This is a genomic window from Shouchella clausii (assembly GCF_002250115.1).
In the GTDB taxonomy this organism is placed as follows: Bacteria; Bacillota; Bacilli; order Bacillales; family Bacillaceae_D; genus Shouchella; species Shouchella clausii.
In genome coordinates, this window is record NZ_CP019985.1 from 1443894 (window position 1) to 1461867 (window position 17974).

The 17974-nt window shown below is 46.3% G+C and carries 15 protein-coding genes; 12 read left to right on the forward strand and 3 right to left on the reverse strand.

All coding sequences use genetic code 11. The annotated features are described in order from the left end of the window. Window positions 1–304: 304 nt before the first annotated feature. Window positions 305–1345: an ureidoglycolate dehydrogenase gene (allD, locus tag BC8716_RS06960; protein WP_094424461.1), complete on the reverse strand. Its 1041-nt coding sequence runs from the start codon at window positions 1343–1345 to the stop codon at window positions 305–307. Window positions 1346–1454: 109 nt separating this feature from the next. On the opposite strand from allD, the gene BC8716_RS06965 reads away from it, so the two are divergent. The 4 genes from BC8716_RS06965 to BC8716_RS06980 all read left to right on the forward strand — a co-directional run bounded on the left by BC8716_RS06965 (window position 1455) and on the right by BC8716_RS06980 (window position 5017). After that, window positions 1455–2135 carry a GntR family transcriptional regulator gene (locus tag BC8716_RS06965; protein WP_094424462.1) on the forward strand — a complete coding sequence of 227 codons (681 nt, stop codon included), beginning with the start codon at window positions 1455–1457 and terminating at the stop codon, window positions 2133–2135. Window positions 2136–2259: 124 nt separating this feature from the next. Continuing rightward, complete coding sequence (locus BC8716_RS06970) at window positions 2260–3270, forward strand: TRAP transporter substrate-binding protein (RefSeq protein WP_094424463.1); 1011 nt, start codon at window positions 2260–2262, stop codon at window positions 3268–3270. Then, entirely contained in the window at window positions 3267–3746 is a 480-nt protein-coding gene (locus tag BC8716_RS06975; RefSeq protein ID WP_094424464.1) for a TRAP transporter small permease, read from the forward strand. The genes BC8716_RS06970 and BC8716_RS06975 overlap by 4 nt, the downstream gene beginning before the upstream one ends. Beyond that, window positions 3743–5017: a TRAP transporter large permease gene (locus tag BC8716_RS06980; RefSeq protein ID WP_094424465.1), complete on the forward strand. Its 1275-nt coding sequence runs from the start codon at window positions 3743–3745 to the stop codon at window positions 5015–5017. Before BC8716_RS06975 ends, BC8716_RS06980 begins: the two co-directional genes overlap by 4 nt. Window positions 5018–5114: 97 nt before the next feature. On the opposite strand, the gene BC8716_RS06985 is transcribed toward BC8716_RS06980, so the two are convergent. Then, window positions 5115–6197: a citrate synthase/methylcitrate synthase gene (locus BC8716_RS06985; protein ID WP_094424466.1), complete on the reverse strand. Its 1083-nt coding sequence runs from the start codon at window positions 6195–6197 to the stop codon at window positions 5115–5117. Between the two features lie 110 nt (window positions 6198–6307). Between BC8716_RS06985 and BC8716_RS06990 the strand changes: the two genes are divergently transcribed. From BC8716_RS06990 to lhgO, 8 genes are all read left to right on the forward strand, one after another. Then, complete coding sequence (locus tag BC8716_RS06990; protein ID WP_094424467.1) at window positions 6308–7183, forward strand: LysR family transcriptional regulator; 876 nt, start codon at window positions 6308–6310, stop codon at window positions 7181–7183. A 181-nt stretch (window positions 7184–7364) separates the two neighbouring features. Further along, on the forward strand, window positions 7365–8357 hold the full coding sequence (locus BC8716_RS06995) for a TAXI family TRAP transporter solute-binding subunit (protein ID WP_094424468.1): 993 nt from the start codon (window positions 7365–7367) through the stop codon (window positions 8355–8357). A gap of 47 nt (window positions 8358–8404) precedes the next feature. Continuing rightward, window positions 8405–10384, forward strand: coding sequence for a TRAP transporter permease (locus tag BC8716_RS07000; RefSeq protein ID WP_094424469.1), 1980 nt, complete (start codon window positions 8405–8407; stop codon window positions 10382–10384). A 184-nt stretch (window positions 10385–10568) separates the two neighbouring features. After that, window positions 10569–11279, forward strand: a complete 711-nt coding sequence (locus tag BC8716_RS07005; RefSeq protein WP_094424470.1) for a FadR/GntR family transcriptional regulator — start codon at window positions 10569–10571, stop codon at window positions 11277–11279. Between the two features lie 86 nt (window positions 11280–11365). Then, window positions 11366–12064, forward strand: coding sequence for a FadR/GntR family transcriptional regulator (locus tag BC8716_RS07010; RefSeq protein WP_094424471.1), 699 nt, complete (start codon window positions 11366–11368; stop codon window positions 12062–12064). A gap of 24 nt (window positions 12065–12088) precedes the next feature. Beyond that, complete coding sequence (locus BC8716_RS07015; protein ID WP_094429191.1) at window positions 12089–13495, forward strand: FAD-binding oxidoreductase; 1407 nt, start codon at window positions 12089–12091, stop codon at window positions 13493–13495. Beyond that, window positions 13488–14795, forward strand: a complete 1308-nt coding sequence (locus tag BC8716_RS07020) for a (Fe-S)-binding protein (protein ID WP_094424472.1) — start codon at window positions 13488–13490, stop codon at window positions 14793–14795. The genes BC8716_RS07015 and BC8716_RS07020 overlap by 8 nt, the downstream gene beginning before the upstream one ends. Further along, window positions 14788–15978 (forward strand): L-2-hydroxyglutarate oxidase, encoded by a 1191-nt coding sequence (lhgO, locus tag BC8716_RS07025; protein WP_094424473.1) that lies wholly within the window; start codon window positions 14788–14790, stop codon window positions 15976–15978. Before BC8716_RS07020 ends, lhgO begins: the two co-directional genes overlap by 8 nt. 36 nt (window positions 15979–16014) lie before the next feature. On the opposite strand, the gene BC8716_RS07030 is transcribed toward lhgO, so the two are convergent. Further along, on the reverse strand, window positions 16015–17628 hold the full coding sequence (locus BC8716_RS07030; protein WP_094424474.1) for a PucR family transcriptional regulator: 1614 nt from the start codon (window positions 17626–17628) through the stop codon (window positions 16015–16017). Window positions 17629–17974 lie beyond the last annotated feature (346 nt).

Genomic DNA, 17974 nt, shown 5'->3' on the forward strand with positions numbered 1-17974 from the left:
AATTCAACACTGTTATTATCGTCATCCGTTTCCAATTTTTTAAGGGGTACAGCAGTTGCAAATCGAAACAGACAACTTATTTGGCGTGTTTATAGCAAGTGAATTTTTATCGCATGGCTTCAACAATATACTTCGTTTATGGGGACGGGGCATAAGGCAATCGGTAAATAGGCGCCCGCTATGGATAGGAGTCTATTTGTTTGAAGAGTTCGTGTTGACGAGGACTAAAAAAATAGACGTGGCATCTTTCTCTTTTAGACTCGAAAAACCCCCTAAGAAAAACCTTAAGGGGAGACGGAAATCGTTAAGAGTCTTGGCTGCTTTTGGCGCCGCTTTGGTGGCTTTCAATAAATGTCCAAACGTCTTTAGGCAAAGGAATTCCTTCTTTTTGCCTAGTTTCATAGGTGTTCGCTTCTGGATCGCCTGGGGCAAGCACTTGTGAGAACCCATCGGCTGGCGGCACTTGGCGGAGTTCGCGAACCATTTGGTCGATTTGTGTAGGGAAAGAAACAGCAGGGGCAAATGCTTCTGTGTCAATCGCGATAAAGAAATGGCCTAAACGCCGGTACTGGTCATAATCGCCATACATTTTCGTAACGTGTGGACCGAACGCTGAGGCAGTCAATAACGCAGAAAAAATTTCAATAACCATGGCGAGCCCATATCCTTTTGCGCCGCCAAACGGCAATAAATATGCGACTTCATTCGGATTAGTTGTCGTTTTCCCCTCTTTGTCAACGCCCCAGTTTGCGGGAATCGAGTTGCCACTTGCCTGGGCATTTAAAATTTTGCCGAATGCGGCTTCGCTTGTCGCAAAATCTAAAATAACCGGCTTTTCAGCCTCAGCAGGGAAACCAAAAGCAATCGGGTTTGTGCCAAAGAAGGGCGCTTTTCCTCCAAATGGGACAACGGCTTTGTCGGTTTGCGACATCGCGATCCCAATGACATTGCTGTGTGCCGCTTGTTGGACAAAGTAGGACAATGCGCCACAGTGGCTGCTGTTTTGTACAGCGACCGCGCCGATGCCGTTGTTTTTCGCAAGCTGGATGGCGTGGTCCATCGCCTTTTTAGAAGCTGGGTGCCCGAGCCCATGGTCGGCGTCGTAAACAGCGGTTGATGGAGTCATTTGCTTGATCGTTGGCTGTGGGTTGGTCTTTAAGCCGCCAGCGGCAATTCGCTTTAAATAGTGTTCGACACGCATAACACCGTGTGAATCGACACCGCGCAAATTTGCATGGACAAGGACATCCGCGGCAATGTGGGCGTCCTCCTCGTTCACATTGGCGTTGATAAAGGCATTGGCTACCGCATGTTGCAGCTGTTTGGTTTGAATACGAATGGCCATAAAAACTCCTCCTTAATGAAAGCGTTTTACTTTCTGCTGATTTCATACTACCATATTTGCATGGTAGTATGGTAGTATGTTAGTTGAAGAATGAAGAGGAGGTGAATCCATGGATCGATTTGTCAGAAAGCGGTATTCGACAACCGATTTTGTCTATGAAACGATTAAAGAGCAAATAATGACGCTCGTCCTTCCCCCAGGTTCCTCAATTTCCGAAAAGGATATTGCGGAAGAACTGGAAGTAAGCCGGACGCCTGTGCGTGAATCGTTTCTAAGGCTATCGGAAGATGATTTGCTCGATATTCGCCCACAACGTGGCTCGTTTGTGACAAAAATTGATCTTTCTCATGTGGAAGATGCCCGTTTTCTACGGGAACACATGGAAGTGGCTACGATTCGGTTAGCCTGTGAAACAGTGACTGAAAAAGCATTGCTTTTATTAGAAGAAAATGTCGTTAAACAAAAACAGGCAAAAGAGCGTGAAGATGAAGAGGAACTGTTTGCATTAGACCGTGAATTTCATCGTCTCATTTCAGAGGGCACGGGGAAATTGCGGATTTGGGAAGTCGTACAAAAAATGAACACACACTTAAATAGAGCGCTGAAGCTAAGCATCCATTCAAAACTAAATTGGAATTTATTGATCCAGCACCATGAGGGAATGGCGCAAGCGATACGCGCGAAACAAGCAGATGAGGCTGAAGCGCTTGTCCGTGACCACCTTAAATTAATTACGTATGACCAATACGAGCTAAAGGAAGCCTATCCAACTTATTTTGAAGAGGAATGACATATGAACAAACGTGGAGTCCGCTTGTGCTTGTTCGGTCTTTGAAAAAGGATTGGAGGCCGGGCAAGTCGGCACGCAATTCGTAGGAATGTCTGTTCAACAAGAGTAATGAGGAGGGACAACGGTGAAAAAAACAGTCGGCGTTCTTTTTGCAGCCTTGGCACTAGCCTTAAGCGGATGCACAACGACAGCAGTTAGCGGGGACGATGGAGAAGTCACACGCTGGAAAATGACCCATATTTCCGACTCGAGCCATTTATGGCATAAGACCGCTGAGGAATTTGCCAGGCTTGTCGAAGAAAAAACGAATGGAAATGTCATCATCGATATTTATCCGAATAGTCAGTTGGGCAATGAAGTGGACAACATTAATTCGATCCGCTTTGGCGCGACCGATTTGACGATTACCGGCGAAACATTGGAAGTGTGGACGCCAAACGCTATTTTGTTAGCGGTTCCATATGCATTTGAAGACCAAGACCATATGGAGCGTGTGATTGAGGGCGAGATCGGTAAAAAGATTGAACAAGATATACAGGAAGACGTCGGTTTAACGCCATTGTTTTATATGCAACGGGCGCCGCGGAACTTGACGTCGAATTACCCGATTTCGACGCCGGAAGAGTTGCGTGGGTTTAGCATGCGTGTGCCAAACGTGCCGCTGTTCCTTGACGCTTGGGCTGAAGCTGGGGCAAGCCCGCAAGTTATTAGTTTGAATGAAGTCTTTACTGGTTTACAGCAAGGGGTAATTGAAGGCCAAGAAAATCCAAATGATTTAATTGATAGCAATGGCTTTTATGAAGTCCAACAATATTTAAATTTGACGGAGCATGTCCGCTCATGGATTTATGTCGTAGTCGGTACCGAGCAATTGAAAGCGTTGCCAGAAGACGAGCAGGCCGCTGTGTTGGAAGCGGCAGAGGAAGCGGAGGCGTATGCCCAGAGCTTGTTGGAGGAAGAAACGGAATTGGTTTTGGAGCGTCTTTTATCACGAGGGATGACATTGAATGAAGAAGTCGACCAAGACGCTTTCCGCGAGGCGATGTTGCCTGCTTTAAAACAAAACTTAGGAAAAGAACAGTATGAGCTTTATCTGCAAATGGTAGCAGAGGGAGAGGAAGGAGGCAGCGAATGAAGGCGATTTCGATTCTTGATAAGCTATTGGCTTGGGCAACATTATTGTTATTTACAGCCCTTCTTGCTGTAGTAGTGATTCAAATTTTGGGCCGTTACCTTCCGTACAACGCTATTTGGACCGAGGAATTATCGCGATACTTGTTTGTGTACGCCATTACGACCGCTGCTCCATTAGCATTGCGCAAGAACGAGTTTATCCGTGTCGATATGGTCTTAGCGCCATTAAAAGAAAAGACAAAACGCCTTTATGAAAGCATTATTTTAGGGCTTGTCTTTGCTTTTAGTGTCGTTTTGTTCGTCGAAGGGATTCGCTTTTATCAGCTCGGCCTTGATTTTATCGCGCCAACAATGGGTTTTTCGATGAGTTATGTGTATGCTGCTGTCCCTTTATTGGCGTTTTTAATCATGGTGTATTCGCTTGTTTCGATTGTGGACCGGACGAAGCCGTTGGAAAAGGAGGGGAATGAAGAATGATGTCGTTATTATTGGTCGGATTGTTCTTATTTTTTATTATGGCAGGGATTCCAATTGCGTTTAGCCTTGGCCTGTCTTCGTTGATTTATTTGCTTATCGCAGGCATTCCTTTGACGATCATTCCCCAAACGATGCTGTCCGGGATCAATTCATTTGTGTTGCTCGCCATTCCAGCCTTTATTCTTGCTGGAAATTTAATGAACGCAGGGGGAATCACCACACGGATCATTGATTTTGCCAATGCCGTTGTTGGCCACATCCGCGGCGGGCTAGCGTTAACAAATGTCGCTTCTTCACTTGGGTTTGCGGGCATTTCAGGTACGGCATTGTCCGACACAGCAAGCATTGGCTCAGTAATGATTCCGGCGATGAAAAAACAAGGGTATGGCGCCGGTTTTTCCGCTGCGGTTACGTCCATTTCCTCAACTGTTGGCCCGATGCTTCCGCCATCTTTGCCAATGATCATTATTGGTACTCTCGCCAGCGTCTCGATCGGCGATTTGTTTCTTGCTGGTGCTATTCCTGGCATTCTATTGGCGATCGGCTTTTTAGTCGTTACGTATATCATTTCTGTGAAGCGCGGTTATCCAAAAGGAGAACGGCAGCCGTTTAAAACAGTCGTCACGTCGTTTTTTGGCGCTTTCTGGGCGTTGTTTATGGTCTTTATCATTTTATGGGGCATTCTTGGCGGCTATTTTACGCCAACAGAAGCAGCGGTCGTTTGTGTGTTGTACGCATTGGTCGTCGGCGGTTTTGTTTATCGGGAGCTTAACTTTAAAGAAGTGCCAGGGCTGCTTGTTAGCACACTGCGGTCGACGTCCTCGATTCTGTTGCTTGTTGGTTTCGCCAATCTGTTCGGCTGGATTTTGGTTTCCGAAGGTGTGCCTGTATTAATCGCAAATGGGATTTTGTCGATTACAGATAACCCAATTCTTGTCATTCTTCTTATCATTCTTTTATTGCTTGTGATCGGCATGTTCATGGAAACGATTGCAGCTCTTGTGATTTTATTCCCTGTCTTATTGCCTGTCGCTACAAGCGTCGGAATGGATCCTGTCCATTTTGGCGTAGTGATGGTATTGACATTGATGATTGGTTTGTCCACTCCGCCAGTAGGCGTCTGTTTGTTTGTTGCTTCTAGCTTTGCGAAAGTGCCAATCGGCAAAACCGTTAAAGAACTGGTGCCATACTTTGCGATTGCCATTGTTGTGTTGCTGGTTGTCGCCTATATTCCCCAACTATCTTTATTCTTGCCTAGTTTGTTTGAATGACGTAAACGGCTGAGACCCTGTGCCACCTGGTACAGGGTCTTCTACTTTTTAGCAAACACTTGCTGCATCGTTGTTTCCTTCAGTCCAGGCTTTTGACCTATTGGCCGCAGTATTGTTGTTGTGGCCTCATAATGCGGTTGTCTTGGCTTTGTTCGATGACATGGCTGCACCAACCGACGATGCGGCTTACGCAAAATGTCGGTGTAAACCATTCTCGTTTGAGGCGAAGCGCTTCCATAATCGCAGCAGCGTAATATTCAACGTTCGCATGAAGCTGGCGGCCTGGCTTGTATTCCGCTAAAAGCTGCGTTGCTAGTTGTTCAATTGCCACTGCTTCGTTTAAAAATGTCTCTTGGTTGTCGAGGTTTTTTAAAACGTCACGCAATGCGTTGGCGCGAGGGTCGGTCGTTTTATAAACACGGTGGCCAAAGCCCATCAAACGCTCGCCGCGTTCAAGCTTTTCCCGCAGCAACGCTTCGCTGCTTGTGTCAGCCGTTTGGATTTCACTGAAAAGCTCAAGTACACCAGTGGGTGCACCGCCGTGCAGCCTTCCTTTTAACGCGCCGAGCGCCCCACAAATAGCCGAACGAAGATCCGCTTCTGTAGAGGCGACCACACGCGCCGCAAACGTTGACGCATTCATGCCATGTTCCGCTGTCAATATGAAATAAGCGCTTAAAGCACGAACGTGAGCTGCATGTGGCTTATCGCCAGTGAGCATATACAAGTAATTGGCAACGTGGTTGAGCGATGGGTCTGGTTCAATTACGTCTTTGCCGCAACTCTTGTTGGCCCATGCAGCCACAATTGTTGGAACGATCGCGATGAGGGCCATCGCTTCTTGTCGTTGCGGGGGCCAGCTTTCCTTGCCTGTGTAACTAGAAATCAAGGTTCGTAACGCGTCCATTAGGCTAAGTTCTTTCGGCAAAGCAGCGAGCAGCTTTTTCAAATCGTCTGGCAAAGGCCGCATCGTTTTCAAGGCAGTGGAAAAATCGTCTTTTTCTGTTTCCGTTGGCCTTTTTCCGTTTAACAGTAAGTAAGCGACGTCTTCAAAGTCAGCAGATTTCGCAAGTTCTTCTGCTTGATAACCTCGGTAAAGCAGTGTTCCTTGTTCGCCATCGATTGCACTAATCGTCGTTTTCGCGACGATTACATTCTCCAACCCTTTTGCATACAACATATTTCAATCCCCCTAAAATCATTTTCTTTATCATAGCGCCATGGTAATCTAAATGAAATTAAATTATTTATCCATTTTTGATTAAGATATTTAATCAGTGGAGGGCGAAAATGAATATACATTGGATTGAAAGCTTTCTTGCCGCAGCCAAATATGAAAACTTCCGTAAAGCAGCTGCCTATTTATACGTTTCCCAGCCGACTGTCACTGTCCATATTCACCAGCTTGAGAAAGCGCTAGGCGTGCCTTTGTTTAAACGGACTGGAAGGCAAGTCATGTTGACTGCTTACGGCAAGTCGTACCTTCCTTATGCACGGAGCATCTATGACGCGTACCATGAAGGCATTGCCTTTATCAGCAAAAAACGGCAAGGGTATGAAAGCACGCTAAAAATCGCTGTCTCGCCGTTGGTCGCTTCCAGTTATTTGCCTTACTGGGTCAAAGCATTCGTGAAAAAACAAGCAGCAACAGAAGTGGTAGTCGACGTGGTTGAGTCAGCTGTGATCGGCCAAATGGTGGAAGCAGGGCGTGCCGATGTTGGCTTGTCGAGAATGCCTGTTGAACAGACAGGGAGCGAGTGTATGCGTCTACAAACAGAAAAGCTCCTCTTTGTCGTTCCCCATGACGGCCGTGATGCAGAGAATGGCCCACCTATTCATTATGAAGAGGCGCTAGCTGAGATGGTGCTTTTAAGCGGCAACCATCCTGTCTATTGGGAAGAAGTGTTGCTTGCGTGCAGGCGGACTGTGCCTGGCCTGAAGGAAATGCACGTTTCGCAAGTGCATGTCACAAAGCGGTTTATTGAGGAAGGACTCGGCTGTTCCATATTGCCGGAATCGGCGGTGCGGCGGGAATTGGCAGAGGGCCGCATGCTAGAAGCAGAAACGGCTGGCCTCCCTTTGCCAACCGTTTCTACTTACATGGTGACAAAATCGCCTTCAGCCGAAACAGAAGCATTTGTGAAGCTGGTCAAATCATTGGCTTAATGCTTGAACCTACGGGTTAGAGAGACCCTTGACGGTACAGGGTCTCTTATATCGTCATGTCCTTTTAATGTATTTTTCTAAATGTTCTCTTTATCGAAATGTCTTGAATTCAATTTGTAATGTTGTATACTTGTAATACAACTTATAAAAGCGCTTTCATTGTGAGGAGGAAAACGAAGCCATGAAAAAGCGACTGTTATTGTTATTATTCGTATGTTCTTTCATTATGCTCGCTTCCTGTAACAACAAAGATTATCAGTATTTTTCGATTGCAACCGCTTCCACTGGTGGGACGTATTATCCGATTGGTGTTGGCATGGGGAATCTATGGACAGAAGAACTAATGGACCAAGGGATCCGGGCAACGGGGCAGTCTTCTGCTGGATCAGTCGAAAATATTGACTTGTTACAGAAGGGAGAAGCACAACTTGCGATTTTACAAGGATTAATTGGCGATCAAGCATTCAACGGGACGGGAATCTATGAAGGCCGGGTCTATGAAGACTTGCGTTCGATCACATTCCTCTGGCCGAATGTGGAACACTTTGTTTTGCAAAACAGCCAAATCGAAACGGGGACGATTGCCGATATTGAAGGGAAAAGCTTCTCTGTAGGGCCACAGGCAAGCGGCACGGAACAGTCAACATTAGCGATTATGCGTGGTATTGACCTGACAACGGCTGACATTCAGCCAGAATACCTTGGCTACGATGATACCATTTCGGCGATGCGTGATGGACGATTACATGGAGGTTCTTTGCCGGCCGGTGTGCCCGTTACGGCGATTACAGATATGTATGCTAGTGGCGTGCGTGCCGATGTCCTTGATGTTTCCGATGAGCAACTTGAATCCATTAATCAGTCTGCCAATGTGTTTTTTCGCTATATCATTCCTGCTGGCACCTATCCGAGAAAAGAGGAAGATATTCATACCATTGCACAGTCGAACTTTCTCGCCACGGATAAAGAGCAAGATGAAGAGATGGTTTACTTGTTAACGAAAACATTGTACGAAAACCTTGATTTTATGTATGAAGTTCATAGTTCAGCTCGGGAAATGTCCTTAGATACCGCATTAAATGGTGTGTCAGTCCCCCTTCATCCAGGTGCTTATAAGTACTATCAAGAACAAGGCGTCGACATCCCTGACGAATTACGCCCACCTGAACTATAGAAGTGAAACCTAACAAAAAGTTTTCTTTCACAAAGGAGGAGGTCATGATGAGTGTGAAGCAGCCAAACGTTGATATAGACCAGAACAATGAAGAAGTTCAAGAGTCTGTTAGTATAGGCCGGGAATTAAAAGGCAAACAGCAAAAAATCGTTGCCTTTACAGGCATTCTTTTATCGGGGTTTGCTGTTTATGTCAATAGTTTCATCAATATGCAGGAAATTTACCGCAACGTTCTCTTTCTTGCATTGCTTTTTGTTTTAGCGTTTTTGCTTTATCCAGCAACAAAAAAGGGAGCAAATGACCGGTTTACAACAGTGGATATCATCTTAACCATTGCTAGTATCGCTGGGTCTGTTTATATTTTGTTATTTTATACGACGATTCACGTGGACCGAATGTCGCAGGCGGTTACAATGGACTATATCTTTGCGGGGATCACCGTTGTTTTGCTGTTGGAGGCGGCAAGACGGACGCTCGGCCTCTTTATTCCGCTTTTAACGAGTTTAGCGATCATTTATGCTGTGTTTGGTCCATACTTTCCAGGGATTTTTGGACACGCGGGGTTTTCCTTTGAGCGGCTCTTATATCGCGTTTACATGACGACAGAAGGCATTTACGGGCTCACACTTTCGATCGCGTCTACGTATATTGTCATCTTCATATTATTTGGAGCGTTTTTAAGTGTAAGCGGAGCGTCAAAGCTTTTTAACGATTTAGCGATTGCGATAGCAGGGCAACGGCGGGGAGGCCCGGCGCAAGTTGCTGTTCTCTCTAGTGCTCTAACAGGGTCATTGAATGGAAGCGCGGTTGCCAATGTTGCGACAACAGGGGCATTCACGATTCCATTAATGAAACAAATTGGCTTAAAGCCAAGATATGCAGCGGCGGTTGAAGCGACCGCTTCCACAGGCGGGATGATGATGCCGCCGATTATGGGAGCTGCTGCCTTTATTATGGCCGGGTTTTTAGGTGTTTCCTATTCCGTTATTGTGTTAGCGGCAATTATTCCAACGTTTCTTTATTTCGTTGCCCTTGTGCTTGCAATTGACTTAGAAGCGAAAAAGCATGGTTTAAAAGGAATGAGCAAAGACTCGATTCCCCAAGTGTGGCAAGTAATGAAAGAGCGCGGTGTCTTGTTATTGCCGATTATCATTGTAATCTCGACATTGTTAATGGGCTATACACCACTATTCGCTGGTTTTGCTGGAATTATATCGGTCATTATTGCTAGTTGGCTTACAAAAGATAAAGAAACAAGAGTGACATTTGCAAAAATAGGGACTGCGTTTATTGACGGAGCGAAAAGTACGATTCAAGTAGGGATTGCCTGTGCGTCGATCGGAATTATTATTGCCGTTGTGACGATGTCTGGACTTGGTTCCGCGATTGCCTACAATGTTCTTTCGATTTCCAGTGGCATGCTTTGGGTTGCGCTTTTGCTTGTCATGGTTACTTGCATCGTCTTAAGTATGGGGCTTCCATCGACTGCTCTTTACATCGTTGTTGCGGTAACAGCAGCTCCAGCATTAGTTGAAGCAGGGGTAAACCCAATTGCCGCCCATTTCTTTGTCTTCTGGTTTGGGGCATTGTCCAACATAACTCCGCCTGTGGCTTTAGCGTCCTATACTGCCGCCGGTATTGCCAGAGCAGATGCAATGAAAACATCGTGGACGTCTGTGAGGCTAGCATTGCCCGGCTTTATTATTCCGTTTATGATTGCGTACAATCCGACGATGGTGATGCAGCCTGAAAGCGGGTCCGTGCAAGTCGTAGCAGTCGTCGTCACCATTGTTACCTCTGTCTTGGGTGTGTTTGCATTGGCCGTTGCCCTCACAAACTATTTTTCAACAAATTTAGTCGTGTTGGAGCGCTTATTGTTTTTTGCAAGTTCCCTTCTCCTTGTGAGTTCAGGATTGCTAACGAATGGCCTTGGCGTTTTCATCATGGCGGTCACGTTAACGTTACACATTCTTCGTGTAAAAAAGAAAAAAAGTGCAACAGAGAACCAGTTAGCCCAAGGCGGGTAAACAATGGAAAAGGTAAACAGAAAGAGAAAAGATCGTTCGAGTCATAGCAAAACGTATCTCTCTCCGTTAAAATGAGCGTATACATCAGATGTAACAAGTCCCCCAACAGAGGGGCTTCAGAAAAGGGTGAACGAAGCTTGCAAGCTCCTTCCCCTTTTTCAGCAAAAAGGAGAGTGTGTGGACGGTGCGTTTACCGATTGAGCGTAAAAAGGTGTCAAGCCAAGTACTAGAACAGCTAAAAGAAATGATTAAAAACGGTGAATTTCCTGCTCATAGTAAGCTCCCGTCTGAAATGGAGCTTGCAGAACTCTTTGGTGTCAGTCGTTCCCCCATCCGTGAGGCGTTAAGTGTTTTAGAAGCAAGCGGCTTAATCGAGTCAAAACAAGGTGGCGGCAGCTGGGTCAAAGAAGTTCAATTAACGAATTTGTTAGAGCAAGTGACATTGGATATAGTCGATATCGGCCAAGTCTATGATTTGCTCGAACTCCGAAGCATTATTGAAACAGAGGCAGCAGCATTAGCGGCTGTTCGCTATCAAAAGCAAGATATTTTGGAATTAGAGCTTGCGCTCGCTCAATTTGCAAAAACAGTAGAGGATCGAGAGGTTGTCGGGGATGAAGCCGATTACATGTTCCATCGTGTCATTATAAAAGCTTCTTACAATCCATTTTTAGAGCAAACGATGGCGAATGTATCAGAGCTGCTCCAGAAGGCATTGGCCTTTTCACTAAAAAAGAACCGCTTGCAACAAAAACGCGAAGAAGTGTACCGAGAACATTTAACGATTTTTAACGCCATTCGTGAGCGCCATTCAGAGGCGGCAAGAAAAGCAATGAATACACACTTGCAAAACGTTCGCCGCAAGCTAGGTGATAAGCGGGTATTGCCTGATTGAGGAGGTAACCGTAAAGAGGGGCCGCCCTCTTCTTTTTAGCAGAAGTGGACTGTCCACAGCCCAGTTGGACGATTAGGAGGAAGGGAATGAAATTAACGCCGGTTCGTAAACGTAAACGTGTCTATCAGGAAATTATTGAGCAAATCAAAACCGCGGTCGCTACAGGCGAGGTTCAACCTGGCGATAAGCTTCCATCTGAACGGGCACTATCAGAGATGTTATCCGTTTCCAGAACATCGGTGAAGGAAGCGTTAACCGTATTAAAATCGTCAGGCGTTATTCACATTAAACCGGGAGTGGGCGCCTTCCTCGTTCAGGAGAGCCCACGGCAATTGCAGGTTAAGTTGGCGGATTTATTACAGGAGAAAGAAACATCGATTGTTGAACTGATTGAGCTTCGTCAAGCGATTGAAGGGGATGCTGCCTATTATGCAGCAAAGCGAATAACAAGCAGGCAAAAGCAGAATTTACAAGCTGTATTTGAGAGGCTTGTGGCCATCGAAGAGCAAGGGAACGTCGCCGTGGAGGAAGACTACCAATTTCATTTGGCAATTATTGAAGCAGCAAACAACCCATTAATGCGTGATGTCATGAATTTAATCTCTGACAACATGCTTCGCGTCTTAGCTAAAAATCAAGAGGCGTCAGAAAGAAATGAACGCTTCCAAGGCGAAATTGCCGAGGAGCACCGCAACATTTACGAAGCGATCATAAACGGAAAACCACAGGAGGCAAGAAAAGCGATGTGGCAGCATTTTCAAGGGGTGAAGCAGCGTCACACGTAAAAGAGAGGGGGAGCCTTGTTGACGATTGAGCGTTTTTTAAAAGAAATCAAACGAATAATAAAAGCAGATAACCGAATTTTAACGGAAGTGGCAGATCGCAGTAGTTATGGCTATGATGCGTCGTTCGGCTACCACTTACCTGATCTTGTGATCCAGCCAACCGCCACTGAAGAAGTAGCTGCAGTCATGAAGTTAGCCAATCAGTACTTCATACCCGTCTATCCAAGGGGGCAAGGGACAAGTTTAAGCGGTGGCCCACTCCCAGTTAAAGGAGGGGTTGTGCTCGATTTATCCCAGTGGAACGACAAGCTGGTGATTGACAAAGAAGACATGGTGGCCATTGTCTCTCCTGGAGTGATCACAGCAAAAATCGATGCTGCCGCAAGGGAGATTGGCTTTATGTACCCGCCCGATCCAAGTAGTTCTCATGTATCAACGATTGGCGGAAATCTTGCTGAAAATGCAGGAGGGCCAAGAGGATTGAAGTATGGCGTCACGAAAGATTATGTCCTCGGCTTAGAAGTAGTAACACCAGAAGGAGAAATTATTCGTACAGGGGGAAGAACGGTTAAAAACGTGACCGGCTATGACTTAACAAAGCTCATTGTTGGTTCAGAAGGGACGCTTGGGATCATTACCGAAGCAACGCTCCGCCTCGTTCCTAAACCACCAGCCAGCCAAACCGCCATGGCGCTTTTTGAAGACATTGTCGATTCAGGACGGGCAATTTCTAAAGTATTAACTGCTGGCATTGTTCCAGCCAAAATGGAGCTGATGGACCAACTGTCCATCCAGGCAGTCGAAGCATACGAACCACGTGGTTTGCCAACCGACGTTGGGGCGTTGTTGTTAATCGAGCTAGATGGGCACCCTGTATCGATCGCTGAAGAGATGACAAAAGTCAAGGAACTGTGCAAAAGCGTAGGAGCAAGAACGGTCCGAGTGGCAGAGAATGAAAAAGAAGCGGCGGAATTTTGGCAGGCGCGGAAGCTCGTTTCTCCAGCGATTGTTCGAGTGAAGCCAACGAAAATTTCCGAGGATGCCACCGTGCCCCGGAGTAAAATACCAGAGATGTTTCAGCGGTTGAAGGAAATTCGCGAAACATATCAAATCGATCTTGTCGTGTTTGGCCATGCGGGCGATGGGAATTTACACCCGAATATTATTGCCGATGGTCGTGATCACGAGGAAATGGAACGAGTCGAAAAAGCAGTGGCTGACATTTTCACAGCAGCGGTCGAACTTGGGGGAACCCTTTCAGGCGAGCATGGGATTGGGACAATGAAAGCTCCATTCATGGAAATGGAACTAGGAAAAGCTGGACTAGACATGATGAAGCGGATCAAAACAAGCTGGGATCCGAACAACATCTTAAATCCAGGAAAGATATTCCCAGAGCCTGGACAAAGGCTGGTGCTGCGCCATGACTAAACCGGAACGACTGTTAGCCTATCAAGAGACATTTGACTGTGTGCAGTGCGGCTATTGCCTTCCATCCTGCCCAACGTACTTGAGCATGGAAAAGGAAACCCATTCCCCAAGGGGAAGGATTCATTTAGTGAAAATGGCGGCAGAGGGAAAGCTGCCGTTATCTGAGATTGAAGAGCCGATCGATCTTTGCCTCGGTTGCCGTGCTTGTGAAACCGTCTGTCCAACTAATGTACAGTATGGAAAAATACTTGATTCAGCAAAGGTTGCTTTAAAGGAAGAGCGGAAAACAACAGCCCCTTGGCATCAGAAAATGATGAAAAAAGCGATGTTTGAAACGGTGTTGCCAAATGACAGGGTCTTACATGCGATTGGAACGGGCCTTTCCCTCTACCAAAAAAGCGGAGTGGCCCGTATCGCTAGAAAAGCCAAGCTAACACGGATGTTGCCGAAGTCCCTTGCTGCATTCGAGGCAGTGACACCAGCGGTTGCTTCTCGAAGGGAAAGGAAAAACCGTCTGGTCGATGCCAAATCGGAAGGCAACACAGCGCTTCGTGTTGGTTTTTTTAAAGGCTGTTTGATGGATACGATGTTTTCGCGCATTAATGATTTAACGATTCAGCTTCTCCAACGTGCTGGCTGTGAAGTCGTGGTAATTGAAGGGCAAACCTGTTGTGGCGCTTTGCAAAACCATAGTGGTGAAAGAGACGTGGCGAAGCGCTTAGCTAAGCAAAACATTGAGGCGTTTGAACAATACGACTGCGATTACATGGTGAACAGTATTGGCGGCTGCGGGGCCATGCTTGTAGAATACGATGACCTTTTAGCAGATGAGCCTGAATGGAGAGAACGGGCGTCTCACTTTGCTGAAAAAAATGTCGACAGCAGTGTGGTTTTTTCCCAGCTTCCACTTCCATTTGTGAAAAAATTGAACGGAGTCGCAACATACCAGCCGTCCTGCCATATGGCAAATGTTCAAAAGCGCATAGAAGAACCAATAAAGCTGCTTCAATCGATTCCAGGGATGACGTACGTGCCGATGAAGGAGAGCGAACTTTGCTGTGGGTCGGCAGGGATCTATAATCTTGTTCATTATGAGCAATCGATGAAGATTCTTGATCGGAAAATGGAAAACGTAAAAGCCGTTCAGCCTGAAATCATTGTAACGACAAACCCTGGCTGTCATTTGCAAATGAAGCTCGGCGTAGAACGGGAAGGACGCTCGGAACAAATAAAGGTGGTTCATTTAATTGAACTACTAGCAGAAGCGTGTGATGTAGGGGGAGGCAAAAGAAATGTATGATTTTACCATCATTGGCGGTGGGATTGTCGGGTTAGCTGTCGGTCACGCCCTATTTTCCCGTTATCCAAAGGCAAGTGTATTAATCATTGAAAAAGAGCAGGAAGTCGCCGCTCATCAAACAGGGCATAATAGTGGTGTCATCCATTCAGGGATTTATTATAAGCCAGGCAGCTTTAAAGCGAAGTTTGCAAAAGCAGGTAACCAATCAATGACTGCCTTTTGCCAAAAACATGGCCTTAAAGTAGACATTTGCGGAAAGGTCATTGTCGCTACAAATAAGAAAGAGCTTCCACTGCTTGACCACCTCTACCAACGAGGGATTGACAATGGCCTCGATCTCCGAATGTTATCGAAGGAGGAATTACATGAGGCCGAACCGTATGTAAACGGCCTTGCCGCCATATCTGTGCCCACAGCCGGGATCGTCAGTTACAAGCAAGTTGCCGAAAAACTCGCTCATTTAATCGCTGAAAAAGGTGGAGAAATTCAATTCGGTACGACGGTTGAGACCATTACCGAGAACAATGAAGGGGCTACGATTGAAACAGATAAAGGGACGTTTCAGACGAGCTATCTCATCAATTGTGCAGGCTTGCATAGTGACCGAATCGCCAAGCTTGCAGGCTATCATGTGGATATGAAGATCGTACCCTTCCGGGGAGAATACTATAAGCTTAGGCCAGAAAAACGGCATCTTGTGAAAAATTTAATCTATCCCGTTCCTAATCCCGATTTTCCATTCCTTGGTGTTCATTTCACCCGAATGATTGACGGAGAAGTAGATGCAGGGCCAAATGCGGTTTTAAGCTTTAAGCGGGAAGGCTATAGGAAAACCGATATCGATTGGCAAGATGTAGCGGAGGTCATTCGCTACAAAGGCTTTTGGCAGTTAGCGACTAAATACTGGAAGGAAGGGACGGAAGAAATGATTCGTTCCTTCAGCAAAAAGAAGTTTGTGGAAAACCTTCAGCATTTGATTCCTGATGTCACCGAGGACGATCTTGTTCCAGGACCGAGCGGTGTTCGCGCCCAAGCGTTAACGACTGACGGAAAGCTCGTTGATGACTTTCAATTAGTCCGTGGCCGAAACAGCTTGCATGTTTGCAATGCCCCGTCCCCTGCTGCTACGGCTTCGCTTGAAATTGGCAAAGCGATCGTAGAGAAGGTTGCCCAGTATAAATGAAACGCAGGAGCCGATAAATAGCATCGGCTCCTACGTTTATAGCAACTTCTCGTTTTCCCGCAACAGTGGGCGAATCAAGAAAGCAATGCGTAAACGCAATGTTTCATCAGGCTTTTTTAAATCACAGCCAAGCAGTTCCTCGCATTTTTTGATTCGGTAAATGACCGTGTTGCGATGGATCGCCATGACTTTTGCGGTTTCCGCCACTTGGCAATTATGATTAATATAGATGGACAGTGTACGGGCTAGTTCCGCTTGGTCGGGAGATTCTGGTGTTGCTAAGCTTTGCAAGGCGGTTTGGCAAAAGGCAGTAAGCTTCTCAGACGGAATCATTTGCAGCATGTCAGCCAGCTCTTGGGCGCGGTGCGTTTTGATGAAGCTTTGCAAATGTTCTCGGTAGCCAGACTGAAGGGCCGCCGTCGCTTCCTTGTATAAGCTTGCCGCTTCACTTAAGCTGGCGAAGCTGGAGATGCCAAACGATACGCCAGAGCGGAAGAATGCCTGTATGTCTTGTTGAACGGTGTCTATTTCCGCAACCAACTTTGCTTCTTCGTTGTTTGAACGGTCACTTTCAATAACGACAACATACACATCATTCTTCCAAAACACATGACTAGTTGGATACCGTTCGCGAAACAGCCGTACAAGAAGGCTATACAGGTCTTCATGTTGCTTAAGCGCTTCTTCGTTAGTCGGCAACCCGCTAGCGTTATCTAAGTGAGCAGCAATGAATACATATTCTTTGTTGGCAGAGAAAGGATACGCTTCGCCGTGCTCCTTTTCGAGAGGGCGGCGCCCTTCGACTAAGTCGGAAAAAAAGCTATTTTGGGCAAGCCGGGCTTGTTGCTCAGCTGCATGAAGCTTCATCAGCTCAAACGACAGGACGTTGGCTGCCTGTTCGATTGCAAGCGCAAACGGGCAATCACTTTTTGACGCTGAGCCGAGCACAATTAAGTACCCTTTTCGTGCACAGGCTGTTCGAATCGGAAAGACAGCGCACGGATTCTTGCCTTCCCGCAGGATGGATAGCTGCAACGTCGGCAGCTGTTTGCTTGAAATCAACTCCCGCAGGCGCCAGTATTTTTCAAAAAAGGAGTCATTCGTGACAGGATCGGAAGACGCGATTATATCCAATTGGTCATTTAACAGCAATGCGGGCACATTGAGCATAGAGGCCAATTGTACGACAACAGATGTGCCATTTCCGCCAGCCACAATCACATCGGCAAAGTGGCGGTGGATCTCCAACGCTTGATGGAGCTCTGTCGTCTGCCCTTTTAAAAGAAACTGCGTCAACTGATGGACGAATTCGCTAAAATGAATCGTATCTGGTAGTTCAAACAAAGGCAGCTGAAGACGGTTGCATGCGTCAATAACAACGGCAGGGATCGTTTTCTCTAGTCGTTTAGTCCGCACCACCAGGCCTGCGCAATTTTGCTTTGATAGTTCCTGGACAAAGGCAACAAGGGAATACGGATGCCTTTTTTTAAGAGTAGCAGCGAGCAGCAATTGATGGGGTTCCATGTAGGCACCTGGATCAAAGGAATGAATCATATTGGCAGAACGAAGCGGCTTATCGAGCCCACGTTTGCCTGCGAGCAGACGGGCCTTTGCAAAGACAGGCAACGCCAACAAGTCTTTCATTTGCATGAATATCACCTTATTAGAAATAGATGGTAGAGGCTATGTTAAGTATACGGTTCAGCGGCAGTTTGGAGGAAAAGTACGTAAAGAAATGTAACAGGATTTATGGAAATCGCTTGTTTTCGATCACCAAAAAATTCCATACGATGGCCAACGTCTTATTGAAACGAGGAAACGTTAATAAATGGATTGTCAGATAATCTGACAAAAACCAGGGATCGTTTACGAACATGTGCTACTATACTCCTATTAAAAAATGAACATAGCCTTTCAGGGTTCCGCCACACATTGGGACAGGTCCGGGAAGGCGGCATCAATTGATGTTTGAACTGGGAGGAAAAGTCCGGTGAAG